Here is an 11,922-nt window from a genome sequence, read left to right as displayed (position 1 = left end):
CCCAAGGACATCCGCTTCGGTGACAACCTGCCCAAGACGCGCTCGGGCAAGATCATGCGCCGCCTGTTGCGCGTGGTCGCCAAGGGCGAGGAAGTCACGCAGGACGTTTCCACGCTGGAGAACCCGGCCATCCTGGAGCAGCTCGCCAAGCCGCTGTAATCGTTCCTGTCCGCGAAATGGACGGGAACGGCCTGCCTGAAGGCCGCATGCGCGGCCAGGCAGGCGCATAATGTCATACGCCCGTACCGGAAATCGCCGGTACGGGCGTATTTGCTTTTTCGCGTCCTTTTTTCATACGGAGCCGTGCCAGTGAGCCGCAGCAGTTTCGATCGCGCAGGACTAGCCCTGATGTTCAGCACCATCCTGGTCTGGGCGGGCAGCTGGATCGCGATGAAACTGATCGTGCCCTACATCGGCCCGTTCGATTTCGTGGCGCTGCGCTATGTATCTGGCGGCCTGGTGCTGTTCGCGCTGGCGTTCGCGTTGCGGCGTCCGCTGGCGATGCCACCGTGGAAACTGACCTTGCTGATCGGCCTGACGCAGACGGCAGGGTTCCAGGGCTTTGTGCAGACGGCGCTGGTATCGGGCGGCGTGGGCAAGGTCTCGCTCATGGCCTACACGATGCCGTTCTGGGTAATCCTGTTTGCCTGGTGGTTCCTGGGCGAACGTCCCACCGCGCGGCATGGGCTGGGCATCGCCCTGGCTGCCATCGGGCTGGTCTGCTTCGTGGAACCCTGGAACGGCGTGGGCGATATCCGCCCCGTGCTGCTGGGGCTGGGCAGCGGCCTGTGCTGGGGCGTGGGCACCGTATTGTCCAAGCGCATGTTCGAGCGCCACGCGCCCGATGTGATGACATTCACCGCCTGGCAGATGTTGCTGGGCGGACTGGTCATGACGCCTGTCGCCTTTCTGGTGCCGCAGATGCCCGCCATCTGGGGGTGGCAGCTCTGGACCGGCATGGCCTACATCGTGCTGATCGCGACGGCCGCGGGCTGGCTGCTGTGGCTGCTGGTAGTGCGCCTGGTGCCGGCTTCGATCGCGGGCCTGTCCAGCCTGGGCGTGCCCGTCGTGGCCATGCTGTTCGCCTGGGCGCTGTTGTCCGAACAGCCTACTGCGGCCGAGCTGGGCGGCATGGCGCTGATACTGGCCGGCATCTGGGTGGTGAGCCGCGCGGCGCCGGCGGCGCGTGCTGACTAGAGCGTGTTATGAACGTTGGGATAGGTTGGCAGCATTTCCCGGCATCAGCATGCTGAAGACCACTTCGACGGAACTTGTGGCTGCGCCAAAGCCCCGCTAGCATCGGCTCAACTGCATTCCCGTTCTGCCCCCGCATCCATGATGGAAGCTACCGTGACCGAACCGACCGCCATTGAAGTTTCAGTCGAAGCCGCATCTCATAAGGGCGAATTTTTCCTGATCGACGCCAGCTTCTTGGGAAACGGCAGGGTTCCCGGCATCGAAATCGCCAACGAAGAGAAGCTGATCGATCCGGGGATGAATGTCGTCTCGCGTCCTAATGGAATGCCAGATCAGTATCCGGAGCGTCCCCACCTGGTTCATCTGCCGGAGAAGGGCGGAATGCCACGCGATCTGGAAGAGCTCGCTGGCATATGGATTGTGTCCGAGCCGTTGAAGCAACTGTTTGAGCAGTTGGACGCCGAGGCGTTTGCATTCGTGGCATGCGACTTCAGCCTTGCTGACGGCAGCCCCGCCCCTCAGTACTACCTAGGCAATGTGCTGCGCAGACTCGATGCCCTGGATGAAGCCTCTTCTCGCGTGAGGATCAAGCTCGACCACAATTATCAGACCGGCGAGGACGAGAAACTTTATAGCCTCGTCGGCGGAGCCAGCTTGGTGTTCAAACAGGATGTTGTGGGAGATGCCCATATCTTCCGCCAGGATCGCATGGGAGCACCTCCCATCTGCGACCGCGCGATGTTTGATGCATTGAGTGCGGCCAACTTCTCCGGCGTACGGCTGCGCGATGTAGCGGATATTTAAGCTCTTTCAGAATTCCTTTTCCATTCCAGGATTTTCAATGATCGATTTGCGTAGCGACACCGTCACCCGGCCATCCGCGGCCATGCTGCAGGCCATGGTCTGCGCGCCCTTGGGCGATGATGTGATGGGCGACGACCCTACCGTGATCCGTTTGCAGGAAGCGGTTGCCGAACGCACGGGCAAGGCGGCGGGCCTGTTCTTCCCGTCCGGCACGCAAAGCAATCTGGGGGCGCTGATGGCCCACTGCGAGCGCGGCGACGAGTATCTGGTGGGCCAGCTCGCGCACACCTACAAATACGAAGGAGGCGGCGCGGCCGTGCTGGGCAGCATCCAGCCGCAGCCCGTCGAGCACGCGGAGGACGGCTCCCTGCCGCTGGAAAAGCTGGCCGCGGCGCTCAAGCCCGAGGGCGATGCGCACTTCGCCCGCACCCGCCTGCTGGCGCTGGAGAACACCTTCCACGGCAAGCTGATCCCCGCAGCTTACGTGCGGGCCGCGACCGACTGGGCGCGCCAGCACGGACTGGCTACCCATCTGGACGGCGCCCGAGTGTTCAATGCGGCCGTGGCCAGCGGCAAGCCGGTGGCGGACCTGTGCCAGCCCTTCGATTCGGTGTCCATCTGTTTTTCGAAAGGCCTGGGCGCGCCGGTGGGCTCGGTACTGGTGGGCAGCGTCGAACTCATCGCCCGCGCCCGCCGCTGGCGCAAGATGCTGGGCGGCGGCTTGCGCCAGGTCGGCGTGCTGGCCGCGGCCTGCCTGTACGCGCTGGAGCACAACGTGGAGCGCCTGGCCGATGACCACGAGAACGCCCGCCTGCTGGCCGAGGGGCTGCGCGGGATTCCGGGCGTCAAGGTATTGAGCCAGGACACGAACATGGTGTTCGCCGAATTCGAGCCCGCGCGTTGCGAGGAGCTCACCGCCAAGCTGGCCGCCGACGGCATTCAGATGCGGGCCGTCTATGGCGGCCCGACGCGCCTGGTCACGCATCTGGATGTGTCCGCCGCGGACGTGCGGCAGGTGGTCCAGGCGGTGGCGCGGCACCTGGCATAGCCAGGGCCGGCGCTCAGGCTTCCGCGTGCAGCACGTCCGACAGCACCGAGAACAATTCGTCGATCTGCGCGCGTTCGATGATGAGCGGGGGCGACAGCAGCATGGTGTCGCCCGCCGAACGGATCAGGCAGCCGCGTTCCAGGCAGGCCTGGTGCACGGCATAGGCCCGCTGGCCGGGCTTGCCGTCCAGCGGCTCCAGCTCGATGGCGGCCAGGAGGCCGATGTTGCGGATGTCCACTACGTGCGGCAGTCCTTTCAGGCTGTGCGCGGCGTCCTCCCAATAGCGCCAGAGCTCGCGGCTGCGCTGGAACAAGCCCTCGCGGCGGCAGATGTCCAGAGTCGCCAAGCCGGCGGCGCAGGCCACCGGATGGCCGGAATAGGTGTAGCCGTGGGACAGTTCGATGGCGCTGTCCGGTCCTTGCATGAAGACATCGTAGACATGCTGCTGCACCAGGGTCGCACCCATGGGGATGGCGCCGTTGGTCAGCCCCTTGGCGCTGGTGATGATGTCCGGCGTGACGCCGAAGTGCGATGAGGCGAAGGCGCCGTCGATGCGGCCGAAAGCGCAGATCACTTCGTCGAAAATCAGCAGGATGCCGTGCGCGTCACAGATCTGCCGCAGTTTCTGCAGATAGCCTTTGGGCGGCACCAGCACTCCGGTCGAGCCGGCCACCGGTTCCACGATGACGGCCGCGATGGTGGACGCGTCATGCAGTGCCACGATGCGCTCCAGCGTATCGGCCAGATGGGCGCCCCAATCGGGTTGGCCGCGCGTATAGGCCATCTGGCTACGGTCATAGGTGTGCGGCAGGTGGTCCACGTAGGGCAGCAGATTGCCGAAGGGCTTGCGGTGGCCCGCGATGCCCGACACCGACAGGCCCCCGAAGCCCACGCCGTGGTACGAGCGCTCGCGTCCGATCAGGCGCACCCGCTGCCCCTGTCCGCGCGCCCGGTGATAGCCCAGCGCGATCTTCAGCGCGGTATCCACCGCTTCGGAACCGGAGTTCGAGAAGAACACATTTGAGAACCCGGCGGGCGCCTCCTGGCGCAAGGCCTCGGCCAGCTCGAAGGCCAGGGGATGGCTCATCTGAAACGACGGCGCGTAGTCCAGTTCGTGGGCGGTGCGGGCGATGGCGTCGACGATTTCAGGGCGACGGTGCCCGGCGTTCACGCACCACAGGCCTGCAATGCCGTCCAGCACGCGGCGCCCGTCCGGCCGGATGTAGTGCATGCCCTCGGCCGCGCTGAACAGCACGGGCGCGCGCTTGTAGCGCCGGTTCGCGGTGAAGGGCATCCAATAGGCTTCGGCGTTGATGGCGGGTGTGGGGTGAGGCGTTGATGAGGGCATGGGAGATCCGGCTTTGGGGATATTCGGGTGCTCTATTTTGTATTAATAAATCTATAAATACAATATGAGCGAACCAAATGCCCCCGAAGCGGCGAGCGTCGGGCATGCCCGCGGTTCGACGCGCAGCGCTTCGGCACGCAGGCAGGTGGGGTGAGCCTCCCCCTAGGAGACTTGCAGCGACGTTTTCAAATGCCGACGCATCAGCTGGGAAGCCCATTCCTGGTCGCCGGCCTCGAGCGCGTCGATGATCTGCAGGTGTTCGCTGCTGGAATTGATGAAGCGCGCGTCGCGGTAGAACGCGGCATGCTCCTCCAGTCGGCGCAACTGGTTCTGCTGCTGCACCGCCTGCAGGATGTAGCGGTTGCCGGAGAAGCGGGCCAGCATTTCGTGGAACGAGGCGTTGAGGTTGAAGAACTCAGTGGCCGAGATGTCGGCGTCGCTGCGCGCGGCCAGCGCTTCATGCGCGGCGCGCATGCGCGCCAGCGCCTCGCGGTCCAGGCGGAACGTGGGTTCGAGCAGGCCGGCGCATTCGATGGTCATGCGGAACCGGTAGCTCTCGTTGAGCGCGTCGCGGTTTTCCAGCGACGGCGAAAACTGCCAGCCGTGCCCCTTGCGCTTTTCGATCAGGCCGTCCGCCGACAACTGCAGCAGGGTCTTGGTCAGCACGCTGCGCGGCGCCGGATAGCGCTGCTGCAGGTCGCGCTCGGTGAAGGTCTCCGGCAGCGCGCGCGAGGCGCGGTCATCGATCAGGCGGCGGTACAGCTCATCCTGCGTGGGGCCGGCGCCCGCGATGGCGGGCGGCGCCTCGACAGCATGTGCCGCCACCGTATAGCCGCTGTTGGGGCGATGCGTGATGAGGCCTTGCGCGGCCAGCAGCCTGAGCGCGCCGCGCACCGGCGTGCGCGACACCTCGTAGCTCGCCGCCAGCGATTCCTCCGAAAGGTGGTCGCCGGGCGCAAAGCGCCGGGCCACGATGTCTTCCGCGATATGGCGCGCCAGGTCGACTTGCAGTGGAGTGGGGCGGGCGGGGGCGGCGTTGGACATGGGGAATGGGCGCGATTGGCGGCGGAGTCGGAATGGTACCGGAGAGCTTTGAGCGCGGGCTTCGTGATAGTGGCTTCGGGGAAACCCTTATATTGAACTTTTTCATATATTAGTACAAAATTTGCCGGTCTTTATGAATCTCGCGCCGGAGCCTTTAGCCGTGACTTTGCCTACCCCTTTTCCCCTGGTCGACGTACAGGGCAGTCCCTATGAGCGGGGCCGCCAGCATGGCGCCGCGGTCCCCGAGCGCGTGGCGCGCAGCGTGGCCCTCTACCGCGGGCAGCTGGAGCGGCGCGGCGTCGCCGCGGATCGCCTGAAGGAACTGGCCGCCGCCATGGTGCCGGTGGTGGGCGACTATGACGCGGCCTACCTGGAAGAACTGCGCGGCATCGCCGACGGATCGGGCCAGGCGCTGGAAGACGTGGTGGTCATCAACTGCCGCACCGAAATGATGTTCGGCCATGCCGAGCTGGGCCGCGCCCGCAAGGGGCTGGACGATGGCTGCACCGGCCTGATCGTGCTGCCCGAGGCGGCCGCTGGCGGCAAGCTCATGCATGCCCACAACTGGGACTGGCGCGAGGAATGCGTGGATACCGGCATCGTCCTGCGCATGCGGCGCGAGGACGGCCCCGATCTCTTGATGTTCACCGAGGCGGGCAGCCTGGCGCGCCATGGTTTCAACAGCGCGGGCGTTTCCCTATCGGGCAACTTCCTGTCCTGCGAGCATGATTACCAGCGTCCCGCCGAGGTGCCGCTGGTGCTGGTACGGCGCAAGATGCTGGAAGCCGCCAACATCTGCAACGCCATGAAGGTGCTGTGGGCGTCGCGGCGTTTCTGCTCCAACAACCTGATGCTGGCGCAGGCCCAGGGAGAGTCCGTGGACCTGGAATGCTCGCCTGACGAGATCTTCTGGATCACGCCCGAGGACGGCCTGCTGGTCCACGCCAACCACTGGATCAGCCCGCCCGCGCGCGCCAAGCTGTTCGACCGGGGCCTGGCCGCCAATCCGGATTCGATCTACCGCCAGCGCCGCGTGCAGGACATGCTGGCGCGTGCAGCCGGCAACATCGACTGGGACACGGTCAAGCGCATCCTGGCCGACGACTTCGCCGCGCCGGACGGCGTGCTGCGCTCGCCCAAGCCGGCCAGCTTCGACAGCATCTCGGCCACGGTGGCCACCACCTTGATGGAGCCGGCGAGCGGCGTGATGTGGATCGCGCGCAAGCCCTACGAAGGACGCAACTTCGCTGAGTACCGGCTCTTTTGAGCCGGCCCCCAGATCCCTATGCGGCGAGCGCCGCACCTGGAGTGATCCCTATGAATTCGCATGGTTCGCGCGTCAAGAATGCGCTGCTGTTGTCCGCCGCGCTGGTTGGCGCCATGGCCGGCATGCCCGCCACGGTGCGGGCGCAGGCCGCCGTTCCCGAAATCCGCTACGCCGAAGGTTCGGGCACGCCGACCACGCTGCCCGGCGGACGGTCCCGCAACACCTCCACCGACAACGTGCTGGCGCACGTGGTGGAGTCCCTGGTGGCGCTGCGCGCCGACATGAGCGTGGCCCCCATGCTGGCGGACAGCTGGACGCTGTCCGACGACAAGCGCGCCTACACCTTCAAGCTGCGCCAGGGCATCACCTTCCACGATGGCACGCCGATGACCTCGGCCGACGTCAAGTGGACCTACGACTACCTCAACGGCGCCCAGTCCGAGTATTCCTGCAAGAACCTCTACGACGGCAGCAAGGGCGCCAAGGTCGTGGCGGTGGAAACGCCCGATCCGGCCACCGTGGTGTTCAAGCTCGACCAGCCCTACGCGCTGTTCCTGGACCAGATGGCCAGCGTCCAGTGCCCGATGCCGGTGCTGAGCGCGAAAAGCGTAGACGCCGACGGCAAGTGGGCCAAGCCCATCGGTACCGGACCCTATGTCCTCTCTGAATGGAAGAAAGAGCAGTACCTGTTGCTGACGCCGTACGCGGGCTACAAGCCGCGCGAGGAAGCGCCCAGCGGCATGGCTGGGAAGAAAACCGCGCAGGCCAATGTGCGCTTCGTGGTGATTCCGGATGCCGCGGCGCAGAAGGCGGCCCTGATGGCGGGACAGGTCGATGCCTACAACGCGGACGAAGACAATCTTCCGGTCAAGGATCCGCGCTGGAACATCATTACCGAGCAGGGACTGGATACCGTCAACCTGCTGATGCAGACGCGCGCGCCCCTGCTGTCGGACGTGAACATGCGCCGCGCCATCGCGCTGGCGCTGGATTTCCCCGGCATCGCCCGGGCCCTGAACAACGGCCAGGCGGCCTACAACCCGTCCCTGGTGCCCGCGGCCAGCTCTTACTACTCCGAGGCCGACCGCGCCGGCTACGAGAAGAACCTGAAAGAGGTCAAGCGCCTGCTCGACGCCGCCGGCTATCGCGGCGAACCCTTGAAGCTGCAGGCCAACAAGCGCTATCCCTACCTGTACCGGGTCGCGGTGGTGACGCAGCAGTTGCTGGGCAAGGCCGGCATCAAGGCCGAACTGGACATGCTGGAGTGGGGCACGCAAGTGACCAACTTCCGCGAAGGCAAGTTCCAGCTGATGGCATTTGCCTATTCGGCGCGCACCGAGCCCGCGCTGATGTTCCGCGACGTGATCGGCGACAAGTCCAAGACGCCCATGGCTCAATGGGAAAGCCCTGAAGCCGCCGCCATTCTGGAAGGCATCGAGGCCGAGTCCGATCCCGCCGTGCGCAAGCAGGCGTTCGACAAGCTGCATGCATTGATGCTGCGCGACACGCCGCTGCTGATGTACTACAACAAGCCGGGCTATGTCGTGGTCTCCAGCAAGCTGCAGGGCTTTACGGGCTGGCCGCTGCGCAAGCCGCGCTTCTTCAACGTCACCAAGAACTGAGGCGCCGTGCTGGGCTATCTACTCAAGCGCATCGCGGCGTCGGTGCCTACTGTGATCGTGGTCACGGTGCTGGTGTTCGCGTTGATACGCGCGATTCCCGGGGATCCGGCCTCGCTGATGCTGGGCGATATCGACAACCCGGCGCTGCTGGCCGAAATGCGCCACGCGCTGGGGCTGGACCGCCCCGTCGGCGAGCAGTTCCTGATCTGGGTGGGCAACGCGCTGCAGGGCGACCTGGGCATGTCCATCGCGCGGCGCGAACCGGTGATGCACCTGGTGCTGACGCATTTCGCGGTGACGGCCCAGGTGGTGTTGACCGCCACGCTGCTGGCCTGCCTGGTGGCGGTGCCTGCCGGCATGGTCGCCGCCTGGCGCCAGAACCGCCGCGCCGACACCGCCATCGTGTCGACTTCGATCCTGTTCGTGTCCATGCCCAGCTTCTGGGTCGGCATCCTCCTGATCTGGCTGTTCGGCGTGAAGCTGAACTGGCTGCCGGTGTACGGCTTTGAATCCATCGCCCAGGGCGGATTGGGCGCGGCGCGCTATCTGGTGCTGCCGGTATGCGCCATCGTGCTGACGGAGATCGCCGCCATCACGCGCATGATGCGGGCCAGCACCATCGAGACGCTGCGGCTGGAATACGTGGCCCACGCGCGCGCCAAGGGCCTGCCGGAAAAGCGCGTCATGCTGCGCCACGTGCTGCCTAATTCGTTCGGCCCGACCCTGACGGTGATCGGCCTGATGCTGGGCCATCTGCTGTCGGGCGCTGCGGTGATCGAGACCGTGTTCACGCTGCCGGGCATAGGCCGCCTGCTGGTGGAAAGCATCTATGCGCGGGACTATCCCGTGGTGCAGGGCTGCCTGCTGTTCATCGCGCTGTTGTACGTGGCGGTCAATCTGGTGGTGGATCTGCTGTATCCGCTGTTCGACCCGCGCGTGAAGCTTCAATAGGATCATCATGGGCTTTAGACATACCAATGCCGTCCTGGGCGGCGCGCTGGTCGGCGGCGTGGTGCTGCTGGCCCTGGTCGGGCTGGTGTACACGCCGCACGATCCGCTGGAAGGCGACCTGCTGGCGCGCTTTTCGCCGCCGTCGGCGGAGTACTGGCTGGGCACCGACGAGTTCGGCCGCGACGTGCTGTCGCGGCTGATGGCGGGAGCCGGCGTCAGCGTGGCGGTCAGCGTGTTCTCCGTGCTGCTGGCGCTGCTGCTGGGTACGACCATAGGCGTCACCGCGGGCTATGCGGGTGGTTGGGTCGACCGCGGCATCACGGTGCTGGTGGAATCGCTGATGGCATTTCCCGGCCTGCTGCTCGCGCTGGGCATCATGACGGTGCTGGGGCCGTCCAAATGGGGCGTGGTGCTGGCGCTGGGCCTGGCGTACTCGCCCTCGGTGTCGCGCATCGCGCGCGGCGCCGCGCTGTCCTTGCGGCAGCGGGATTTCGTCATCGCTTCGCGCGCGACCGGGCACAGCGGTGTGTGGACGGTATTCCGCCACGTGCTGCCCAACTGCCTGCCGCCGCTGCTCATTTTCGCGACCTCCATTTTCGGTTCCGCCCTGCTGGCCGAAAGCGCGTTGAGCTTTCTCGGACTGGGCGTGCCGCCGCCGCTGGCCACCTGGGGCGGCATGCTGTCCGAGAGCCGCAACGCCATGGATCAGGCCATCTGGCTGGCGGTGTTTCCGGGCGCCATGATTTCGCTGAGCCTGCTGGGCATCAATCTGCTGGGCGACGCGGTGCGCGATCTGCTGGATCCGCGCATGCGGGGGGTGATGGCATGAGCGCTGCGCAACCCTTGCTGTCCGTGCGCGATCTGGAGATCCGTTTTCCCGGCAAGCGCGACGCCGCGCCCGTGGTGAACCGCGTGTCGTTCGACCTGCACGCCGGCGAATCGTTGTCCATCGTCGGCGAATCCGGCAGCGGCAAGACGCTGATCGGCAAGACGCTGCTGGGCCTGTTGCCGGACTCGGCCCGCATCACCGGCGGACAGGCCTTGTTCGACGGCCAGGACCTGCTGCGGCAGGCGCCGCGCGATTGGCAGGCGGTGCGCGGCACCGGCATCGGCATGGTGTTCCAGGAGCCGATGGTGTCGCTCAACCCGGCGTTCCGCGTGGGCGAGCAACTGATCGAGGCCCTGGTGCTGCGACGAGGCATGGCGCGCCGCGCGGCCTGGGACGAAGCCGTCCGGATGCTGGAGCGGGTGCGCGTGCGCGACGCGCAGGATTGCATGAAGCGCTACCCGCATGAATTCTCGGGCGGGATGCGGCAGCGCATCCTGCTGGCCGGCGTGATGCTGCTCAAACCGCGTCTGCTGATTGCGGACGAACCCACCACGGCGCTGGATTGCGTGGTGCAGAAGGAAGTGCTGGACCTGATGTGCGAACTGACGCGCGAAGAGGGCACGGCGCTGATCTTCATCAGCCACAACCTGGCCCTGGTGGCCGCGTACACGCAGCGCGTGCTGGTCATGTGCCGCGGCCGGGCGGTCGAGACCGGGCCGGTGGCCGAGGTGCTGTCGCGGCCGGCGGATCCCTATACGCTCAGCCTGTTGGACGCGCTGCCCAAGCGTGGCCCGGCGCGCGCCGCCGCGCAGGGGACGCCCATCCTGCAGGTAGACGGACTGGCGATCGACTACTCGGTGCGCGAGGGCTGGTTCCGCAAGCGCGCGGTGCGCGCCGTGCACCGCGCCACGTTCGCGGTGGCGCCGGGGGAAACGCTGGCCATCGTCGGTGAATCGGGCAGCGGCAAAACCACGGTCATGATGTCCATCCTGGGACTGGTGCCGCAAGCCCAGGGGCGCATCGAACTGGACGGCCAGGCCTTGCCCGCGGGCGGCACGGGCCAAGCCTGGCAGGCGGCGCGCAGGCGCGTGCAGATGGTGTTCCAGGATCCGTATTCATCGCTGGATCCGCGCATGACCATCGGCGATCTGGTGGGCGAGGGCCTGCGGCTGGAGGCCGGCATGACGGCCGAGGCCCGGCGCAAGCGCGTGGCGGAGGCGCTGCGGGACGTAGGTCTGGGCGACGACTACGCGGAGCGCTATGCGCATGAGCTGTCCGGCGGGCAGCGCCAGCGCGTGGCCATCGCCCGGGCGCTGGTGCTGCGGCCCGAGGTCATCATCGCCGATGAGCCGGTGTCGGCGCTCGACGTCACTGTGCAGAAGCAGGTGCTGGAGACGCTGATGTCGCTGCAGCGCTCCCACGGCTTCGCCTGCTTGCTGATTTCGCACGATCTGGGCGTGGTGGAGCAGATCGCGGACCGCGTGTTGGTGATGCTGCGCGGCCATATCGTCGAGGAAGGCACGCGCGACGAAGTGTTCGACCGGCCCACGCATCCCTACACGCGCCGCTTGCTGCAAGCGGTGCCGGAATTGCGCGGCAGCCGGGCTGAAGGCTTTCGCGTGGAGGTGCGCGACTTGCCCGCAGGGCAAGGGCGCGACGAGGCCGACTACTTCGATCCATCGGCCGCGCAGAGCCTGCCATCGATGACGGCGGTGTTCGAATCCGGCGCCACCCACCGGGTGGCCCTGGCCGCTGCCGCAGCCGGGGCCTGATGCGCGGGTTTCAGCCGTGGCGGTCGCGGCTGTCGGCGGG

Annotated in this window: 10 protein-coding genes; 8 read left to right on the top strand and 2 right to left on the bottom strand. The window is 66.5% G+C overall.

Going from position 1 to position 11,922, the window contains the following annotated elements:
• Nucleotides 1-309 precede the first annotated feature (309 nt).
• From VIR09_RS00760 to ltaE, 3 genes are all read left to right on the top strand, one after another.
• Nucleotides 310-1,197 (top strand): DMT family transporter, encoded by an 888-nt coding sequence (locus VIR09_RS00760; protein WP_332010771.1) that lies wholly within the window; start codon nucleotides 310-312, stop codon nucleotides 1,195-1,197.
• Nucleotides 1,198-1,335: 138 nt separating this feature from the next.
• Nucleotides 1,336-2,001, top strand: a complete 666-nt coding sequence (locus tag VIR09_RS00755) for an imm11 family protein (RefSeq protein ID WP_349259023.1) — start codon at nucleotides 1,336-1,338, stop codon at nucleotides 1,999-2,001.
• A 37-nt stretch (nucleotides 2,002-2,038) separates the two neighbouring features.
• On the top strand, nucleotides 2,039-3,049 hold the full coding sequence (gene ltaE / locus VIR09_RS00750) for a low-specificity L-threonine aldolase (protein WP_332010767.1): 1,011 nt from the start codon (nucleotides 2,039-2,041) through the stop codon (nucleotides 3,047-3,049).
• A 13-nt stretch (nucleotides 3,050-3,062) separates the two neighbouring features.
• Here the strand turns inward: ltaE and VIR09_RS00745 are convergent, their stop codons facing one another.
• Both VIR09_RS00745 and VIR09_RS00740 read right to left on the bottom strand, forming a co-directional pair.
• Nucleotides 3,063-4,397 (bottom strand): aspartate aminotransferase family protein, encoded by a 1,335-nt coding sequence (locus VIR09_RS00745; protein WP_332010765.1) that lies wholly within the window; start codon nucleotides 4,395-4,397, stop codon nucleotides 3,063-3,065.
• 162 nt (nucleotides 4,398-4,559) lie between these two features.
• Entirely contained in the window at nucleotides 4,560-5,441 is an 882-nt protein-coding gene (locus tag VIR09_RS00740) for a GntR family transcriptional regulator (RefSeq protein WP_332010763.1), read from the bottom strand.
• A gap of 160 nt (nucleotides 5,442-5,601) precedes the next feature.
• On the opposite strand from VIR09_RS00740, the gene VIR09_RS00735 reads away from it, so the two are divergent.
• From VIR09_RS00735 to VIR09_RS00715, 5 genes are read left to right on the top strand one after another with little or no spacing between them, the layout of a single operon-like run.
• Nucleotides 5,602-6,708 (top strand): C45 family peptidase, encoded by a 1,107-nt coding sequence (locus VIR09_RS00735; protein ID WP_332010761.1) that lies wholly within the window; start codon nucleotides 5,602-5,604, stop codon nucleotides 6,706-6,708.
• 50 nt (nucleotides 6,709-6,758) lie between these two features.
• Complete coding sequence (locus VIR09_RS00730) at nucleotides 6,759-8,330, top strand: ABC transporter substrate-binding protein (protein ID WP_332010759.1); 1,572 nt, start codon at nucleotides 6,759-6,761, stop codon at nucleotides 8,328-8,330.
• 6 nt (nucleotides 8,331-8,336) lie between these two features.
• Nucleotides 8,337-9,281, top strand: coding sequence for an ABC transporter permease (locus VIR09_RS00725; RefSeq protein WP_013392266.1), 945 nt, complete (start codon nucleotides 8,337-8,339; stop codon nucleotides 9,279-9,281).
• Nucleotides 9,282-9,288: 7 nt separating this feature from the next.
• Nucleotides 9,289-10,110: an ABC transporter permease gene (locus VIR09_RS00720; RefSeq protein WP_332010757.1), complete on the top strand. Its 822-nt coding sequence runs from the start codon at nucleotides 9,289-9,291 to the stop codon at nucleotides 10,108-10,110.
• On the top strand, nucleotides 10,107-11,882 hold the full coding sequence (locus VIR09_RS00715; protein ID WP_332010755.1) for an ABC transporter ATP-binding protein: 1,776 nt from the start codon (nucleotides 10,107-10,109) through the stop codon (nucleotides 11,880-11,882). Before VIR09_RS00720 ends, VIR09_RS00715 begins: the two co-directional genes overlap by 4 nt.
• Nucleotides 11,883-11,922 lie beyond the last annotated feature (40 nt).

Source organism: Achromobacter sp. (assembly GCF_036567245.1).
GTDB lineage: Bacteria > Pseudomonadota > Gammaproteobacteria > Burkholderiales > Burkholderiaceae_B > Achromobacter.
The sequence above is the reverse complement of the archived record's forward strand: the minus strand, read 5'-3'. Positions and strand labels throughout refer to the sequence as shown.

Bases quoted from the DNA above. Each gene is read 5' to 3' on its own strand.
- VIR09_RS00755 (WP_349259023.1), top strand. From the start codon at position 1,336: ATGATGGAAGCTACCGTGACCGAACCGACCGCCATTGAAGTTTCAGTC.
- ltaE (WP_332010767.1), top strand. From the start codon at position 2,039: ATGATCGATTTGCGTAGCGACACCGTCACCCGGCCATCCGCGGCCATG.
- VIR09_RS00745 (WP_332010765.1), bottom strand. From the start codon at position 4,397: ATGCCCTCATCAACGCCTCACCCCACACCCGCCATCAACGCCGAAGCC.
- VIR09_RS00740 (WP_332010763.1), bottom strand. From the start codon at position 5,441: ATGTCCAACGCCGCCCCCGCCCGCCCCACTCCACTGCAAGTCGACCTG.
- VIR09_RS00730 (WP_332010759.1), top strand. From the start codon at position 6,759: ATGAATTCGCATGGTTCGCGCGTCAAGAATGCGCTGCTGTTGTCCGCC.
- VIR09_RS00720 (WP_332010757.1), top strand. From the start codon at position 9,289: ATGGGCTTTAGACATACCAATGCCGTCCTGGGCGGCGCGCTGGTCGGC.
- VIR09_RS00715 (WP_332010755.1), top strand. From the start codon at position 10,107: ATGAGCGCTGCGCAACCCTTGCTGTCCGTGCGCGATCTGGAGATCCGT.